We start from the raw sequence: 17,748 nt of genomic DNA on the forward strand, positions 1-17,748 counted from the left end.
AACAAAGCGCTGCGGTAGCCGCCGATAGGCCGAGTATGCGTCGCAGCTTTGCTCGGCAGCATAAGCCGCCGTTGCATACGCCAACGCGATCATTGCTGCGGCCAGCAAGGTCGCACCTGCCGTTTGATGTCGAAGATGGGCCATGCAGCATGTTCCGTTGAAAGCTTAGCGCCGACGCCGTTACGAATGACCGCGCCTGCATTAGTGGAGGCGGCGCGCCCAAGGGTTCATCACAAGCTGATCAAGGGACCTGCCTTCACATGATGAACTCCACGCGCAGACCAGTGACGTAGCTTCAAACTACAATGCCCGACACCAACGCTGGCGCCGGGCGCGATAATTTGTCTCAGGGAACAATACTCAACTTCATGTCGTTAATTCAATGCAACCGCTATCTTAAATGGTGGACCGGTTAGTCGCGAGTGATCAAGGACGTCAATGGCTCCGACGAAGCCCCAACGAGAAGCGATCGCAAAGGCTGCCCGACTGAGAGCGATATCTCGAAGGTGCAAAGAGTTTGCGAAATTCGGCGGATATCGATCAGTGTCCGATCGGCTAAATGCACTGGGGCTGAAATACCAAGAACAAGCTCGGAGGGTCGAGGAACGCTCTGGATTGCACTCAAATGGAGGCGCTCCTGACGAACGGCCTTCGTTCAGGTTGCGGGGAAAGCGTCGCCCTCGTCCTAAAAAATAGAAAAGCCCGGCCACGCAAGTTTACAGAGATGAACAAGACCGGGTCAGGATCACGCGCGCACACAAACGCGATTTGGAACACGACACCGTAGCCTCGGTTCTAGACCGAGGGTGACGCTCGCGCCATAGCCACCTCAGCAGATCCCATGGGGCGGAATTGGCGAGATACCAATCTATTCGTGGCCGACAGCATGGATACGTCCGAGCGACATGTCACTGGCGACGTGATATTTAGATCAACGCCTGCAGCGCGTTCCCAACCCAAAGCGAGCTAAGAAGGTGTGACCAGGTCTAAGAAAGCAGAGAGCAGCCTCGTCGTCTGCAGATTTACTGATGGAAGCGCGCGCGATCGAACCATGCCCCGAGCATGGTTATAAGCGTTTGCGACATAGCCATCATGCCGTGGACTATGCTCTATCTCGCGGAATACCGTAAATTCTCAGACAAGAACAAGAAGCAGCGGATCGCAGCCGTCGAGAGCGTGCTCGACAGCCCAAGCGATGAATCCCTTGCTCAAGCGTAGTTTGCCGTGAGTGTCAGCAGTCGTTACCTTGAGCCTTCGCCCCCTCGGCCTGTTGCGCCGCAGTTGGCTTGCCCTGCATTTGCTTCTGCGCATCTTCAGCCGAGGCTGGAGTAGTCCCAGACTGCTGGTTCATGGCGCTCGTCGGCGGGTGCTGGTCAGTCTTCGAATTTGCACCAACAGTCGAACCGCTGTTGCCTACAGTTGGGCCGGAACCCGCGTCGCGCATCTCTGTCGTTTTGTCGGTGTTGCACGGGCCAGCGTAAGCCACCACGTTGCCGAGACCCAGTGCGGCTGCACAAATAAGCATAACTTGGCGTGTCACTTTCATTTGCCTCTCCCTTGGGTAAGCCAGCATAACCGCGCTCTTGGGGGATGCGGACCTATACTCCCAACCGAGCTGCAGACGCCGAGTTCCGATAGCTAGGCGGGGAACTCTAACTAAATGCCGGCCTCATAAACTGAGAGGTCGCACTCGATGCGGACCGACCGCGTGCCCTGCATCTTTGCGCCACGTATGCGGTGGTGAACCGGTGCACCGGACAACTGAGCCGATGCTATTTGTGGCGAGATCCGTCATCGATCATTCATCGAAGGTTCATCCCAAACTTCCAACAGTCCCGATACTGAATCTTTCAGACGGGAGTCTAAATATGAAGAAGCTAATCCTCGCGGCCGCCAGCGTCTTACTGCTTGGCCTCGCCTCCGTAACCGCGCCAGCAATCGCGATGCCGGCGGCGCACGGGCTTAAGGTCGGAGCCGTCAGCGATGTCGAGGCAGTGCAGTATCGCCATCGCATGCGGCCCCACGTTTGTCGCACCGAGCGGATCGTCCGGCGCGGGCCTTACGGTCGTCGTATTGTGACTACCCGGCGCGTTTGTCGGTAAATATAAAATGATACGCTAGCGTCCCTTCGGGGCCGCTTTTTTTGTATTGCCGCCACTGTCGAATAGACTTGGAGAGGGCCGCCAATGCGGCTTGCTACGTTTGGCTACGGCTGCCTGCCAGCAGGAAATCCACGGCCGACATAGCGCTGCCGTTGTACCCTTCACGGGTGGGCAATCTTCGTCGGTCAGGTCGGCAGAAAGCTATTGGCTAAAGCACAGCTGGTACGCGAGGCGCAACCAGGGGACGAGAGACACTGCGGAGGCGATCTCCGCTACATCTTTGCGATCACCGAGCGGTTGCCTTCATCGTCCTTGACGGCTGCGCCGACAATGGTGGGGATGATGTCATCGACCCGATCAACCATGAGAGGCCGCATGAGGCTCGCGGTGTGGATGAACCCCGCGTTGCCGACGTGGTCGAGCATGGCGATCATCGGGTTCCAGAACCCCTTCACGTTGGCGAAGACCATTGGCTTCCTGTGCTGCCCAAGCTGGCTCCACGTCATGATCTCGACGATCTCTTCAATGGTGCCGATGCCGCCCGGGAGTGCCACGAAGGCGTCTGACCGCTCGAACATCTGGTGCTTGCGCTCGTGCATCGTTTCGGTGACCGTCACGTCAGTGAACATAGTCAACGCAGCCTTGGTGGTCTCACGACCGACGAGGAAGCTCGGGATGATCGCTCCCACCTCGCCACCATTCTCCAACACGCCGCGCGAGACCGCGCCCATGATGCCGGTAGTGCCACCGCCGTAGATCAACTTCATTCCCGCCGCAGCGATGGCCGCGCCCAGCCGCTCCCCGGCTTCCGCGTAGGCAAGATCGTTGCCGGGTGATGACCCGCAGTAGACACAAACTGATTTGATGGTGCTCATGACCGCATAAGAAGCAGTCTCGCTCCGTCAAGTCCAGCGGCAAGATCGCATCGAGCGGCATTTGCGCGGTCGTTCGAATCTTCGTCCGCTGCCTTCCATGATGCCGATTGTCAGCCGGTTGGCGTGGAGCTTTCTCGCCAACGATGGAGGACTGGCGCGGTAGCCTGCAGTGACACGCTGCGCAAAGACTTCAGCTGGCTGTCGTGGCTACTGGACGGTGACGCGCGGCCCCACATGCCGATTGCATTGGCTGCAGCTCTAGACTGGTCGATGCAGAGCCCCTTGATGAACGGGCCGCGGCCTGTGATCCGGAACTGCACAGATCGGCTGTTCGCCTTATTCCTCACCGTGACATAGCTACTGAAGCGCCTGGCGCGGTGCGCCGCTGTCAGGGCGTAGGTATTGAACCGTTCGCCGGAGACCGCCCGGGGGCCGTGGTAACCATCCCCAATGCCATACTGGCTAGCGATGCAGATTGCCTCCTTGGTCATGGTGACGTTGATCGAGACCACCCGTCGAGACAATTCTGGGCTGATGCGGGTGAAACGGAAAAATACGCACAGCAAAACGCAGGCCGAGAACGGGCGGATCATTGAGTTTCCTTTGGTTGTGATGCTAGACGTCGATGGCCGGCGTGACCCCAGAAGCCACGCCAGGGCTTGGCCCGGCGTTCATAGATTCGGTTGAGCGTCGGGCCGTTTCGTTGCCGGGCTTTGCTGGAACGAAATTTGTTATTGTCATTTTTTCGCGGTCGGCATTTCCCCGGCGGCCGGGCTCGGCGATCTCCATGTCCCTCAACTCAAAGCTGCCGAGGCTCCTGCATGGGGCTATTTTTCCCGCCCCACCGGAGCGGTATTTCGGCCGATTTATTTCTTTGAGGCTCTTTACGTCTGAGGTGTTGAGCCCAGAATAAGGGCCCGTTTCGAAGTGGGAGAAAGCCATGAAAGAGCTTCAACACGCGCGAGCAATGGAGAGCATGTGTCGACAGCGCGCCTCGTTCTTTCCTCAGGAAAGTTGGAAATTTCTAGCTGAAGCTGAAATGTGGAAGCATCGGGCGCTCGATTTGATTAGCAACCATCACGTTGACTGCAACCAGTCGATTCTGCCAGATGCTGCTGAACCGTCTCCTATTCACGCGACGGGCTAGGTCTTTCATTTCGGCCACGCGGACTGTCGATGGCGCAAGTTACGTAACTTGCAAGCGAGCGTCGTCGCAGACAGCGATGCACCGATTGCGTTCGAAGCGGCGACAATCCATTCCTACTGCGCGAGTCCATACGCGATCCAACAGACGAGCCCAGCCATTAAAACTATAAGCATTCTTAGCGAAAGATCTGAAGTTGAGTCCCTCGCTATTCGCCTTCTTCACTTGTGGCCAGTACGACGTTCGCGGTGAGTGCGGAAGCGACGAGGCCGAGGATGCTGACGCCATTCATTTCGCCAACCGCTTCTTCTTGGCGGACCAGAGTTTTACTAACGGGCCACGACTTCCGTAAACAGGATCCTTGCCAGGTCTGCGGACCTTGGCAATCTGCTTCATTGCTACTGGGCGATCCCGACTGTCCGTGCATTCGTCATACTTTCCATCTTCGGGATATGCCCCTACCACTTGGAAGCCGCGACTCGCTTTAATAAGGCGGTGACCGGTGCCAGCAGGAAGGATCACGGCGTCACCGGCCTCAACCGTTATTACACGCCCCTTAGGACCGCCAAATTCGAGCACGGCGCTGCCTTGCGTCACGCCCAAAACCTCATGGACCTGGGAGTGGTAATGCACAAAATCGTAGACGGTATCGCGCCAAGACCGCCCCCATCCATTATCCGCAAAGACTGCATCCATTATCGTTGCAGCTTTGAATTTCTTGGACGCGACACACACCGCGCCGCGATAAAGCAATAACGGAAAGCGTGGGTTGTTGGGCACAAGGCCGTCGTCGGAGAACATAATCGAGACCGGCCTTCGGGTCCGGACCAACCCGGAGAGCGTTTCTGGGTCCGGACGATCCTCGACGAGCTTCTTACCGAAATTTTTGATCTGGTCCTTGAGCGGCATTACTCTCTCTCCGAAAGGCGGTTGCCGATGCCTGCGGACGGCATCGCTACGTCGCGTGCAGTCTGCCGATCCCCGGCGCAAGGATTCCGCGCGGACGGAGACTCCGTGAGCCCAAGTATCTCTGCCCATCTTGCTCCACGGAAATCGATTGTGCGGACATCTGCACTGAGCCTGTTTTCATGTTTGGCTTCGACTGCACGCCAGAAGGAAATCCAGAGCCGACATTGCATCGAGATAGCGCAGTTTGATACGGCTGTTCACCCCTACGGCTTCATCAATCAGTTCTCCGTCCGGAACACGTTTGAAGCCCATAGACCAACTCGGGAATAACCGGTCCCCGTATCCTAGGCCCCTCTGAAGGACGCTGATGTCTCTGTGACGCGGGTCGATGCTGATGCGATCGTAGATCCCGACAACATTTGTTGGCTCGCCTTCAAGCACCTGGAGAAAGTCGCCGTCCGAATAGACCAGCATTCCCGTAACGACGGCGCTCTCATTCTGATCCCTAGCCTTCTGCAGGAGCTGGCCGAGGTCATGCGTTGAAAAGGATTGATTGGCAGCGCTAACGTAAAAAATGCGAAACATGACTTCTCCTTGAAATGGCACAACGCCGGACTTCATAAGGAGTTCAGTCACAATGGCCCTCGATCATGGTGGCTCAGAAACAAGGCGCCCGCCGCGGACATCTCCGGGCGGATGCCGGGAACGATCCGCCACAAACGCTGTTTTGCGAGGCACTTGCAGAGATGCAAAGTCACGCCGGTTGCGAAAAACTTAAGGCCGTGGAGGTCCAGTTGAGCGACCGCCGGGCAGACACCAACTGGGCCTTGTACGCCTTCACTGAAGCCACGGCCGATCCCGAGACCGTGCAGCGCGCTCTGGCAGCGACGCAGGAAAAGCTTAGGCATCGATACGATTTGCGCGCACCTCAGTGATCGCTTACAGGAGATGAGATCACTGCTCTCTGACGTCTGACCTCCATGCCCAAAAAGAATGCTACCGCCGACGAACTGATCTGGCTTTTTCACGAGAAGCTTGCTGGCACCCACCTCCGCAACGCACGGATTGCGATTATTCCAATTGGCAGCGGCAATTGGTCCGCGCTGACGAACGCCACCGAACGCCGGCACTATCCCGATTTGTCGAAAAATGTCACTCGCATCGAGAAACAACTGCGAGGACGTTACAATTTGAAGGAAAATTGACGTCTTGAGGGGCGAATCTGAAACCGGCGGCGGCTGTTTTCTGACAAGATGAACGCTGGAGCGGTGACGTATCTGATAGCAAGTTAGCAGATAGCTCGTGAGCAGCAGCTTCTATCAGCTTGGTATGCCGCCTGGGGACCACAGGTCCGAGCAAATCAAGATACTTGCCTTGAACGACTCGCCGGACTCGGCGTCGATATGCGCCGCGTAGGAGAGTTCCGACGTTGCGCTCGAGCCTGCTAGCAATCATGATTTTGCGCGGGAAAAGCAATCCAATAAGCGACGCAGTGGCGACAGACACCCTTCATTTCTTTAACCACGGCGTGCGTATCCCCAATCTCCGCCCATCTAAACTGATCGCGATTGAAGACCGCGCCGCGTCGATTCATCATGCGCACAAGAAAACGCTGCGCGTCTCGCACAATGCGACGAAAATATTGGGAGAAACGATGGATGCTCTTCAGTATCGAGACATAGGTCTTCCCGACGAAGCCGAGCATCTCCATGAAATGATCGAGATAATAAATGCCTCGGGAGTGTCAGCAAGCTCATCGATTGACGTTACGGCTCTTGCGTGAAGCACCGATCGCCTCCGATGAACGATATTGCTCACCCACATGGCGCCATCGTTCCCGATATGGTCGAGTAGAGTAGAACAGTCAACGCACCGCATGATTACCGCGGCAGCTCTGATTCTTTGCGCAAACGCATGCCCGCAGCGACCGCACCATTCCGTCGTGGAACATCTGGGGTAGGAGAGACGTTGATCGTCCTTATCCCTGACAGGTGCTCCATGATCGACGACCTTTGGTACAAGAACGCCGTCTTCTACTGCCTTTCAATCGGTAGCTTCATGGACTCCGACGGCGATGGAGTCGGCGATTTCCGGGGGCTGACCCGACGCCTCGACTACCTGCATGGCCTGGGCATCACCGCCATATGGCTGATGCCGTTCCAGGCGTCCCCTGGCAAGGACGACGGCTACGACATCTCGGATTACTACAGCGTGGATAAGCACTACGGCACGCTAGGCGACTTCGTCGAATTCACGCACGGCTGCCATCAGCGCGGCATCCGCGTAATCATCGATCTCGTCATGAATCACACGTCCGATCAACACCCGTGGTTCAAGGACTCACGCGGTTCGAAAGACTCGCCCTATCGCGACTGGTACGTCTGGGCGGACAAGAAACCCGCCAACGCGAACAAGGGCATGGTGTTTCCAGGCGTACAGAAGACGACCTGGACCTACGACAAGACATCGAGGTCGTGGTACTTTCATCGCTTCTACGACTTCCAGCCCGATCTCAATACGTCCAATCCACACGTCCAGGCCGAGATCCTCAAGATCATGGGCTTTTGGCTGCAGCTTGGGGTATCTGGCTTTCGCATGGACGCGGTGCCCTTCATCATTGCCACCAAAGGACCTAAGGTCAGCAAACCGGTCGAGCAGTACGATATGCTGCGCGTGTTCCGTGAATTCCTGCAGTGGCGTAAGGGCGATGCAATCGTGCTGGCGGAAGCCAATGTGCTTCCCGAAACCGACATGGAGTATTTCGGCAACGACGGCGACCGGATGCACATGATGTTCAACTTCCACGTCAACCAGCATCTCTTTTACGCGCTGGCTGCCGGCGACACGCGTCCCCTTGCAGCAGCAATGAAAGTTACCAAGCCCCGCCCCGCCACCGCACAATGGGGACTATTCCTGCGCAATCACGACGAACTCGACCTCGGCCGTCTCTCCGAGAAACAGCGCAGGACCGTGTTCGAGGCCTTCGGTCCAGACAAGTCGATGCAACTTTACGACCGCGGCATCCGTCGTCGTCTCGCACCTATGCTGGGCGATGTTCGCAGGCGTCTCGAGCTCGCTTACAGCCTAATGTACACGCTGCCGGGCACACCAGTGCTGCGCTATGGAGACGAAATCGCGATGGGCGACGATCTCACACTTCCGGAGCGCAATTGCGCGCGCACACCGATGCAATGGTCAACCGAGCCTCACGCTGGCTTTACAAAAAGCGAGCGTCCGAGAAACCCGGTGATCGACCAGGGGCCCTACGGCTACGATCACGTCAATGTCGCAATGCAGCGACGCGATCCGAATTCGATGCTGAACTGGACGGAGCGTATGATACGCATGCGCAAGGAAGTACCTGAAATCGGGTGGGGTGACTTTACGATCATTGCGACGGGCGATCCGTCTATGCTCGCAATCCGCTACGACTGGCGCAACAATTCTGTGCTTTTCGTTCACAACTTCGACGAGGAGCCCCGCGAGGTTAGTCTTGCGGTTGGATTGAACGACGAACGCGATCTGCATCTCATCAACTTGCTGTCCGAAAGCCACAGCCGTGCTGACGATAAGGGCAAGCACCACCTTATGCTGGAGGGCTATGGCTACCGTTGGTTCCGGATCGGCGGTCTTGATTATCTACTGAGGCGCAGCGACATTGACGTTCCTCATCTTCAGTGACGCCTGAATGACGTTCGGAAGCAGCTGCCTTGAGAAAACGTTAACACTTGCGACATGCCCGTCTCGGACGTTCCTGCTATAAAGAAAAACTCCCGGCAATTTTCCTCTAGAATTCGGAGCCGGGCCAAGTTCGCTCAGCGTAGATTCGCTGAGGCGCCGCGATCCCAAAGCCTGACTCGTCGAGCATCGTATCCAGCTTGGCGGTGGTTGCCCGTCAACCTCTACAATGGCATGGGCCATCAGCTGAGGAGCGCCCTTTGTCCAGCAAACCGCCTCGCCCGAATTCGCAGTCATCAGCTCCAGGTGCCATACCATGGGTGGCTTGCCGAGCATGCAGCGGATCGACGATGACGCACTGTCAAAGGGCGGCGGAAAGATACTCCGCTGTCCGGCTGCGCGCTTCCTTTGCGACATGCGCAGGCGTGCCAGCCGTCACTATCCGGCCCCCCTCGTCGCCCGCGCCGGGCCCGATGTCGATGATCCAGTCGCTGGCGGCCGCGACGGTCATATCATGCTCCACCACAATGACTGTATTGCCGGCTTCGACAAGACCGTGAAGCTGCGTCATCAGCTTGGCCACGTCCGACGGATGCAGGCCGGTGGTGGGTTCGTCGAGCACGTATAGCGTCTCGCCTCGATGCGTCCTCTGCAGCTCCCTTGCAAGTTTGACGCGCTGGGCCTCACCTCCCGAGAGCTCCGTGGCCGATTGGCCGAGCCGGATGTAGCCGAGCCCCACCTCACGAAGGACTCTCAGTGACCGTCGAAGCGAATCGTCATCGGCGAAGAAATCAAACGCCTCATCGACAGTCATCGCAAGCACGTCCGCCACGGATTTGTCCCGGATTTTTATTTCCAATGTCTTGGCATTGTAGCGCGCGCCCTTGCAAGCCGGACAAGGTGCGTACACGCTCGGCAGAAATAGCAGCTCGACGCTGACGAAGCCTTCCCCCTGACAGGTCTCGCAACGTCCTTTCGCGACGTTGAAAGAGAATCGACCCGCATCGTAGCGCCTGGCGCGAGCTTGCTTGGTGGAGGCGAAGAGCTTCCGGACATGGTCGAGCAGACCGATGTAGGTCGCGAGGTTCGACCGCGGTGTACGGCCGATCGGCTTCTGATCCACCACGACCAGTCGCCTGATGGCGTCGAGACCCCCGGTAATTTGACCGCCCAATGTTTCGACCGGCGCCTCCAATCCGTCGTCTTCGTCGGTGGCTTCCTTGCGTTGACCCAACTCGTCGCCGACGGCCTCGACGAGGAATTGGCCGATGAGACTGGACTTTCCCGATCCAGAAATACCGGTAACGCTAGTGAACACGCCCAGCGGAATATCGGCGTCCACACGATTCAGATTGTTGCGCGTGACACCACGAAGGTTGATCCATCCTCGAGCTTTCCGCGAAACCTTCGGTGTTCTTTCGGCCCCACCGAAGAGGTAGGGTCGCGTTTTCGATTCCTGAACGTCCGCAAGACCTGCCAACGGGCCGCTGTACATGATCCTGCCACCCTGAGCACCGGCCTCGGGGCCGACGTCGACGATCCAGTCGCCATGCCGCACGACATCCAATTCATGCTCGACGACAAACAAGGAATTGCCCGAGCTTTTCAAACGGTCCAGAGCGCGCAGCAATGCCTTGGTGTCCACCGGATGCAGCCCGGCAGATGGCTCGTCGAGGACGTACACCACACCAAACAGATTGGACCGCACCTGCGTCGCCAATCGAAGCCGCTGCAGTTCTCCCGGCGAGAGCGTCGGCGTGCTGCGCTCGGGCGTCAGATAGCCTAGGCCGAGATCCAACAACACCTCCAGGCGGTTGGCCATATCTTCGGTGATCCGCTGCACGACCAGAGCCTTCTCGGGATGCCCCGCGAACTCTTTTTCGCGTCCCTTGAGATCCCCCCTTAGAAGTGCGTGCAGTTGCTTAAGCGGCAAGCGCGCAATCTCCGCGATATCCATATCGGCGAAAGTGACAGAAAGAGGCTCGGGCTTCAGTCGCTTGCCTTTGCATACCGGGCAATCCGAGCTCGACAGATACTGGGCGACCCGCCGTTTCATCATCGCACTCTGCGTAGTGGAGAAGGTCTGCAGTACATATTTGCGCGCGCCGATAAAGGTCCCTTGATAGCTTGGCTCCTCCTTCCGCTTCAGCGCACGTTTGGTCTCGGCGGGTGTGTATCCGGCGTAAACCGGGACGGTCGGCTGCTCATCAGTGAACAGGATCCAGTCACGATCCTTCTTCGGCAGTTCACGCCAGGGCCTGTCCACGTCGTAGCCGAGCGTCACCAAGATGTCCCGGAGGTTCTGCCCCTGCCAGGCACTTGGCCATGCAGAGACGGCACGTTCCCGGATCGTCAAAGTGTCGTCCGGAACCAGCGACCGCTCGTCGACCGCATGGACGCGACCGATGCCATGACAATTAGGACATGCGCCCTCCGGACTGTTCGGCGAAAATGCCTCCGCGGACAGCAGCGCCTGATTTCGCGGATAGTTCCCGGCTCGCGCGTAGAGCATCCGCAGGAGGTTGGACAACGTCGTTACGCTGCCGACCGACGACCTGGTAGTCGGCGAGCCACGCTGCTGCTGCAGCGCTACGGCAGGCGGCAGTCCCTCGATCGAATCGACCTCCGGCACGGCCATCTGATGAAAGAGCCTGCGGGCGTACGGAGAGACCGACTCAAGATACCGCCGCTGCGCTTCCGCGTACAGCGTCCCGAAAGCCAGGGACGACTTTCCCGATCCAGAGACGCCCGTAAACACCACGAGCGCGTTACGCGGGATCTCTAGCGAAACGTCTTTAAGATTATGCTCGCGGGCTCCTCGAACCCGCACGAAGCCCTCGTCGGCCTGCGAGTCCGAACTGCGCGAACGACCACCCTTCTTTCCATCTTGCCCTTTAAGCATGTGCGCCCACAATTTCGATGGAGACGAAACGTCGGCGATCGAACACGGTTCCCTCGACGACCTTCCCGTCCGATACCTTGTTCTTTCAGTCGCGGTCATACTTCTTCGCGGAATTGACCCTCGTTCAATCGCCGCCTCAGATGAGAGGCTTACCGCCGGTGACGGCGATCGTGGTGCCTGAGACGCCGTGATGGCTGAGAAGAAGGAGCGCGAAATAACTCGCCAGCATCATAAATTCCAGGTGATCTCGCACGACCTCGTTGGCCTCAAGATGCTGTATCGTCCGCTTTGCGCCAGAAGCCGTCGTTCGCAAGGCGCGTCGCCCAATTCACGGATTTCATTGTAACCGACAAGCTCAGGTGAAGCGACACTGGCTGGCGGTGGTACCATTTCGTTACTCTTGAATGATCTTGACGTCGGAGTCGGTGGGACGACCAACGTTCCTGGATTCCTGACAATCACCGCTGCCGTACCAGAACCTTCCACCTCGGCAATGATGATCCTCAGCTTCGCAGGGATCGGCACGCTTGCCTATCTCCGCCGGAAGACCTCAACGCTTGCGGCTTGATCAACTATACAATCGAATGGAGATCCGCCTTCGGGCGGCTTTTTTCTTGCCCGAACAAACGGCGATTGCGAGTTCCAGATTTAACCTCGTCACCAACCTAAAGCTTAACAACCGACTTTCGTTGCAGGATTCGACCTAAAGGATAGCTTCATCTCACCGGACATTGCCCTTAGTCCGGACCCAGCGTGGCGAAGCTGTCAGGTGATCATACTCCGCCCGGCGACTTCGTATAGTTCGCGAGGTCGAGATGATTGCAGCAGTTAAACAAGTTCACTATCGCCATCTGAGATTGCGCCAGCGCCCCGCGTGGGCCGCCGTCTGGCATTTTTGGTTCGCCACTATCCCTCGCCGTTCGATTACCGGCCGCTTGGTTCATGGCAGGTCTGGCGTCGCCACGATGGGCGGCATTCGATCTATAAGAAGCACATCTGAGAACGACCAATGGACATCCTGGAATAGTCGCGCAGACACCTAGTTCTCATCAGGGCTGCCAAGTGTGCCATCTTCACGGTCTCATCATGGCCACCGAAGACGGGTGGGCCGTCAATCAAGCAGTATCGATTGGACGAAAACACCCCTTGTCGACCATTTCTCCTGACGGCGCTGAACTTGTAATTCTTCACACTTTGCGATCGTGAACGGCACGAAAACGATAACCAGTCTCAAAAGGGAGTGAGAACGATACGAGGAAAGTACTGGTTTCTCGGCCAGTTTTAATCGTCGAACCGATCAGCGATCGCAGGCGTCATCGGGTACGCTACGTTGGAGATTTTCGCGATACACTCCCAGACGTCCAGGTGTATCGCGAAATCACGAATGCCGTTATCGGTGGACGTGCCACACTGTTAGGCGCGTGCGAGAGGACCTGAGGGAATCTTTGCCGGCATCCTGCCTCGACAGACCGATGTCAGCGAGCAGATGGTCATTGAGGTCGAGCAGTTCTCGAGGCGAGCTCCGTCGCGGGAAATACCGAGAAAATGCCGTCAACAGTCCAAAGAGAAATTGCCAACGCCGCTCTGGGCGTTGGAGCAACGTCGCTATGAGTTTAGCATGATTTATCGATGCAGAGATCGCGTTGGCGCAAGACATGCTCCCACTCCGAACTGGAGAGAAACAACGCTTGGCCTCGAAGGCTCATCGGGTGGTTGTCGACGGCCCGAGGAAACACCCTATCACTCCTGATAAGGTTTCTCAAGCAACGCATCAGTGCGGGGACACTCGCGGCTTACTCTGCAAGCTGGGTCGGATTGGAATGTGAAAGGCCTTCTCCGCGTTCATCACAGTCCTCACAGATCACTGATAGCAGTCGGCCCGAGAGTTTCCACAGAAAGAACGTCCGCTTTGCGCCATAAGCGGCCGTCTGCCCATGAAGCCGGCGAGATTCCGCATCACTTTAAGGTTGGCATTTCGAAGCACCGATGAAGCGCGCTTCGGCACCGCGGTGGCGGTGCCGAAACGACGAAGGTTCTGACCGCCGGCCCTTAGGCGACGGCGGCGTCTAGAACGGGATAGTCCGTGTAGCCACGGGCGTCGCCACCGAAGAACGTGTTGCGGTCCGCTTCATTCATCGGCGCGTCCAGTTTCAGGCGTTCGACGAAATCCGGATTTGCCAGGATCGCCTGACCGTAAGCCTCCAGATCCGCCAGGTCCGCGGCGAGGTCCGAACCGATGCGATCGCGCGGGCGTCCCGGCCTGTTCAGGATCAGCCTGCTTCTCCAGAGCTTTCGCAGATCGGCTAGAAGCTATTCGTCGCCCTGATGCATAACGTGCAAGTAGGCGAGACCAAGCTTGTCAAGTTCGGCGACCAGATGGCGATAGAGCTCCGATCCTTCCTTGCCTTCGTCGATGCCCCACATCTTGATTCCGGGAGAGAGGCGGATCGCCGTCTTGTCCTCTCCAATCTGATCGGCGATAGCGCCGGCGACCTCGATGGCGAAGCGTGCACGATTCTCGATCGATCCGCTGTACTCGTCGGTCCGAGTATTCGCGCTCGGAGCGATGAACTGCTGGACAGCAATCCGTAAGAATGCCGTATATTTAGAGTTCTGCTCTGCCCTTCATCTTCAGATTGCACGCTCAGCGCGCTTAATCATGGCCTCAGAGCATTATTATCGAACTTGAATATTACGGCAGCAAGGCTGTCCTTCAGATGACAGCCCGAGTGAATATTCACGCTATAGCTTTCCATATCACGCGCTGCATTTTGTCCCCACATGGGGATTGCGCAAAATTCGCTCGATCGACACGCTCGGTGTCAGCGATCTCCGGTTGTCGAGGGGGTAGCAAGGATCATTCATCTCTGTTCAGCGCAAAGCGTAGTCGCGTTAGAAACGCGACATCATCATGGAGTGGCAATCATGGCACTGATCAATGGTACACCAGGTGACGACATTCTGGACGGCACCCCAGTTGCGGATACGATCAATGGGCTCCCGGGTAATGACACTCTCTCGGGCCTCGGCGGTGATGACACGATCAACGGAGGAGCCGGTAACGACTTGATCGATGGTGGCGCCGACAACGACACCTTGAACGGCAACGCGGGAGACGACTCCATTCTCGGAGGAGACGGAAACGACCAGATCAGTGGCGGCGCTGGCATCGATACGATCGACGGTGGCGCTGGAGATGATACGGCTAGTGGCGGCGCCGGGGACGACACGATCAATGGAGGATCGGGGAATGATGATCTCTCCGGCAACGCGGGGGCGGATACGATCGATGGCGGCGACGGAAATGACAACGTCGACGGCGGTGCTGGAAATGACGTCCTCTCGGGGGGCGCAGGTGATGATACACTCGCAGGCGCTGCTGGCGATGATACATTGAACGGTGGTGATGGTGCTGACGCTCTGTCAGGCGGGGTGGGCGATGATACCATCAATGGCGATGCCGGCGACGATACCCTGACCGGCGGGCTCGGCAATGACACGCTGGAAGGCGGCGACGGCAATGATACCGCCAGTGGCGGCCTGGGTGATGATACGGTGAATGGCGGCCTCGGTGATGACATACTGAATGGCGGTGCCGGTAACGACACCATGAACGGAGGCGATGGTATCGACACCCTCAATGGCGATGACGGGAACGATATCATGAACGGCGACGCCGGAAACGACACACTCAATGGTGGAGCGGGCGACGACGTCATGGATGGTGGTGCGGGTAACGACCTGCTGGCAGGTGACGCCGGTGACGACACAATCGAAGGCGGCGCTGGCGATGACGTCGCTAATGGTGGCGACGGGGCAGACGAACTGTCCGGTGGCACCGGCGTCGATACGTTAAACGGCGATGCAGGCGACGATACGCTTGCCGGCGGCAATGGAGCGGATGCGCTTGAAGGCGGCGACGGTGACGATACGCTGGCCGGCGGTGCAGGAAATGACACGCTCAACGGCGCAGCGGGCGATGATGAGCTGAGCGGCGGTAACGGCGCTGACACGATGAACGGCGGTATCGGTGATGACGTGCTTACAGGAGGCGCCGGAACCGACGCGATCAACGCTGGCGATGGTACGGGCGCGGACTTCGATGATGACGAAGTTACCGATCTCAGTTTCGCTGACGGTGACACCATCAGCATCGATGCGGCGCCTGGCTATGACCCGACAACGGTGACCGTCGACGACGATGGTACCAATACCACGCTGGATTTCGGCTTCGGAACCATCACCCTCGATGGCATTACGGGGGGAGGAGCCCCCTATGCATCGATCGAAGACATAAACAACGCAGCGGGTTACACCGCCATCGAAGTTGTTTGATCATTGACGACGTAGGGCGGCACGTTGCCGCCCTACGCATTCTGCGCAGTTAGGCAGTCACTATGCGTCTGGCTCACTCGGCCCGAGCAGAATCTGTTGTCAGCACCGTTCCCGGGCGAACCACGCTCGTGTGGGTTGTCGTCTTCAGCGTGTCGGCCAACATCCTTCTGCTTGTGTTACCCTTCTACTCCATCGAGGTCTTCGACCGGGTCATCAGCAGCGGAAGCATCGAGACTCTCATCGGCCTGACCTCCCTCGGAATTGCGGCGTTGATCTTCAGCGCCTTCTTCGACGTCATTCGATTTCGATTGCTCAGCCGGTTCGCCGTCACCTTCGAACAGCGCGTCGCACCGCTCATCCTGGAGGCAACCATTGCCGATCCGGAGCGACGCCGCGAAGGCTCGACGCATGACCTGGTGAAAGTTCGGGAGCTACGGAACTTCTTTTCGGGCGGCGCTGTCATTACGTTGGTCGACGCCCCGTTTCTTCCCGTCTTCATACTGATCCTCTTTCTCATCCATCCCTACTACGGCGCGATTGCGCTGACTGGCGCGGTCGTACTGTCGATCATGGGATATGTGAGTAGCTGTATTGCCCGGGCCGAGGTCAATGAAGCGAGCGGAGCAGCTGCACGTTGTCAGATGCTGATGGATGGCATCGTACGACACGGCAACTTCATCAGGGCCATGGGCTGGACCGGAGGCGCCATCCGCGCCTTCATGCGCGCCAATGATGAGGCACTATCTCCTGTCGTTCGCGCCAGCGAACGGGTCGCCGCGATCGCATCGGCAGCACGCATGGTGAGATCTACCCTGCAAATTCTATCTATCGGATGTGGTGCCTGGCTTGTACTGCAAAACGAGGTACTGGCCGGCAGCCTGATCGCGAGCTCCATCATGGTCAGCCGAACCCTGCAACCGATGGAGAGCCTTATCTCTGCCTGGCGCGGGGTGACCGCGGCGCAGGAGGCATGGAAGCGCGTCAGCGCCGCGGTGACATGGGTATTGAAACAACCTCATCGGACCCACCTCACCGCCCCAAATGGCTTACTGGAACTTAATGGTGTCGGCTTCACCAATCCGCAGGCGAGACGTTCGATCCTGAGAGGTATTGCCTTCCGATGCAGGCCCAGCGAGATCGTCGTGATCGTTGGTCCGACCGGCGCGGGAAAGTCGACTCTCTTGCGGATGGCGGCCGCCTTGGAGAAGCCCAGCGTCGGTGAAATTCGGCTCGACAACGCGTTGCTGGAGAGCTGGCACCCTGATCAGCTCGGAAGCTACATCGGCTATCTTCCTCAGGACGTCGAATTGCTCGCCGGTACCGTTGCTGAAGCGATCTCGGGATTTGAGGAGAGTCCGCGCGACGAAGATATCGTCAAGGCGGCAACTCTGGCTGGCGCGCACCAGATGATTCTGGCACTGCCGGCCGGGTATCAAACGCAGATCGGTCGCGACGGTCATCGCCTCTCTGGTGGCCAGCGACAGCGCATCGGCCTGGCACGCGCCTTCTTTGGCAACCGTAAACTGATACTGCTCGACGAGCCCAACGCAAATCTCGATCCCGATGGCGAGGCAGCGCTGTGCACTGCGATATTGAGCGCACGATCACAGGGCGCAACCTTCCTGATCGTGACCCACCGGCCACGCCTCCTGACGATTGCGGATCACGTATTGCTGCTCCGCGACGGCACGCAGGTCGCCTTCGGTCCCGTTTCGGAAGTTCTACCGAGCAACACAGCGGGGCTCCCTTCACGCCGGGGTCCGCGTCAGCCCGACCGCCCGCAACTGCTGTCTGGCTAGGAGC

Annotated in this window: 15 protein-coding genes and 2 pseudogenes; 9 read left to right on the forward strand and 8 right to left on the reverse strand. The window is 58.0% G+C overall.

Annotation, left to right across the window (positions count from 1 at the left end; all coding sequences use genetic code 11):
• The first annotated feature begins 1,092 nt into the window (after positions 1–1,092).
• Positions 1,093–1,218: a hypothetical protein gene (locus CHC01_RS33260; protein ID WP_283805437.1), complete on the forward strand. Its 126-nt coding sequence runs from the start codon at positions 1,093–1,095 to the stop codon at positions 1,216–1,218.
• Between the two features lie 13 nt (positions 1,219–1,231).
• Here the strand turns inward: CHC01_RS33260 and CHC01_RS00170 are convergent, their stop codons facing one another.
• The 3 genes from CHC01_RS00170 to CHC01_RS00185 form a co-directional block, all read right to left on the reverse strand.
• Positions 1,232–1,546 carry a hypothetical protein gene (locus CHC01_RS00170; RefSeq protein ID WP_244558170.1) on the reverse strand — a complete coding sequence of 105 codons (315 nt, stop codon included), beginning with the start codon at positions 1,544–1,546 and terminating at the stop codon, positions 1,232–1,234.
• 828 nt (positions 1,547–2,374) lie between these two features.
• Positions 2,375–2,977, reverse strand: a complete 603-nt coding sequence (locus CHC01_RS00180) for an LOG family protein (protein WP_089261429.1) — start codon at positions 2,975–2,977, stop codon at positions 2,375–2,377.
• A 110-nt stretch (positions 2,978–3,087) separates the two neighbouring features.
• Positions 3,088–3,570 carry a septal ring lytic transglycosylase RlpA family protein gene (locus CHC01_RS00185; RefSeq protein WP_089261431.1) on the reverse strand — a complete coding sequence of 161 codons (483 nt, stop codon included), beginning with the start codon at positions 3,568–3,570 and terminating at the stop codon, positions 3,088–3,090.
• Between the two features lie 347 nt (positions 3,571–3,917).
• Here CHC01_RS00185 and CHC01_RS31740 point away from each other — a divergent pair, with 347 nt between their 5' ends.
• Entirely contained in the window at positions 3,918–4,124 is a 207-nt protein-coding gene (locus tag CHC01_RS31740) for a hypothetical protein (protein WP_141137008.1), read from the forward strand.
• Between the two features lie 285 nt (positions 4,125–4,409).
• On the opposite strand, the gene CHC01_RS00190 is transcribed toward CHC01_RS31740, so the two are convergent.
• Together CHC01_RS00190 and CHC01_RS00195 are read right to left on the reverse strand one after the other, a co-directional pair.
• Positions 4,410–5,030 (reverse strand): cupin domain-containing protein, encoded by a 621-nt coding sequence (locus tag CHC01_RS00190; RefSeq protein WP_089261433.1) that lies wholly within the window; start codon positions 5,028–5,030, stop codon positions 4,410–4,412.
• Between the two features lie 177 nt (positions 5,031–5,207).
• Complete coding sequence (locus CHC01_RS00195; protein ID WP_176454455.1) at positions 5,208–5,615, reverse strand: BLUF domain-containing protein; 408 nt, start codon at positions 5,613–5,615, stop codon at positions 5,208–5,210.
• Between the two features lie 395 nt (positions 5,616–6,010).
• Between CHC01_RS00195 and CHC01_RS00205 the strand changes: the two genes are divergently transcribed.
• The 3 genes from CHC01_RS00205 (at position 6,011) to CHC01_RS00215 (ending at position 8,711) form a co-directional block, all read left to right on the forward strand.
• Positions 6,011–6,235, forward strand: a complete 225-nt coding sequence (locus tag CHC01_RS00205; protein ID WP_089261439.1) for a hypothetical protein — start codon at positions 6,011–6,013, stop codon at positions 6,233–6,235.
• A 224-nt stretch (positions 6,236–6,459) separates the two neighbouring features.
• Positions 6,460–6,813 carry a hypothetical protein gene (locus tag CHC01_RS31745; RefSeq protein ID WP_141137010.1) on the forward strand — a complete coding sequence of 118 codons (354 nt, stop codon included), beginning with the start codon at positions 6,460–6,462 and terminating at the stop codon, positions 6,811–6,813.
• Positions 6,814–7,028: 215 nt separating this feature from the next.
• Positions 7,029–8,711 carry an alpha-amylase family protein gene (locus CHC01_RS00215; protein ID WP_089261443.1) on the forward strand — a complete coding sequence of 561 codons (1,683 nt, stop codon included), beginning with the start codon at positions 7,029–7,031 and terminating at the stop codon, positions 8,709–8,711.
• Positions 8,712–9,069: 358 nt separating this feature from the next.
• Here CHC01_RS00215 and CHC01_RS00220 read toward each other — a convergent pair whose 3' ends face one another.
• Complete coding sequence (locus CHC01_RS00220) at positions 9,070–11,610, reverse strand: excinuclease ABC subunit UvrA (RefSeq protein WP_089261445.1); 2,541 nt, start codon at positions 11,608–11,610, stop codon at positions 9,070–9,072.
• A gap of 190 nt (positions 11,611–11,800) precedes the next feature.
• On the opposite strand from CHC01_RS00220, the gene CHC01_RS32820 reads away from it, so the two are divergent.
• A complete protein-coding gene (locus tag CHC01_RS32820; RefSeq protein WP_210421646.1) occupies positions 11,801–11,956 on the forward strand; it encodes a hypothetical protein in 156 nt (51 codons plus the stop codon).
• Between the two features lie 120 nt (positions 11,957–12,076).
• A pseudogene (locus CHC01_RS33420) lies at positions 12,077–12,178 on the forward strand (PEP-CTERM sorting domain-containing protein); the annotation flags it as partial.
• Positions 12,179–13,000: 822 nt separating this feature from the next.
• Here the strand turns inward: CHC01_RS33420 and CHC01_RS33265 are convergent.
• Positions 13,001–13,267: a DUF1127 domain-containing protein gene (locus CHC01_RS33265; RefSeq protein ID WP_089261449.1), complete on the reverse strand. Its 267-nt coding sequence runs from the start codon at positions 13,265–13,267 to the stop codon at positions 13,001–13,003.
• A 392-nt stretch (positions 13,268–13,659) separates the two neighbouring features.
• Positions 13,660–14,190 (reverse strand): annotated as a pseudogene (locus CHC01_RS00235) (oxidoreductase); the annotation flags it as partial.
• 201 nt (positions 14,191–14,391) lie between these two features.
• On the opposite strand from CHC01_RS00235, the gene CHC01_RS00240 reads away from it, so the two are divergent.
• Positions 14,392–15,945, forward strand: a complete 1,554-nt coding sequence (locus CHC01_RS00240) for a calcium-binding protein (protein ID WP_244558171.1) — start codon at positions 14,392–14,394, stop codon at positions 15,943–15,945.
• Between the two features lie 62 nt (positions 15,946–16,007).
• Positions 16,008–17,744: a type I secretion system permease/ATPase gene (locus tag CHC01_RS00245; protein ID WP_089261453.1), complete on the forward strand. Its 1,737-nt coding sequence runs from the start codon at positions 16,008–16,010 to the stop codon at positions 17,742–17,744.
• Positions 17,745–17,748: the final 4 nt, after the last annotated feature.

Origin of the sequence: Tardiphaga sp. OK246, from assembly GCF_900188215.1 — a bacterium.
Taxonomy (GTDB): Bacteria; Pseudomonadota; Alphaproteobacteria; order Rhizobiales; family Xanthobacteraceae; genus Tardiphaga; species Tardiphaga robiniae.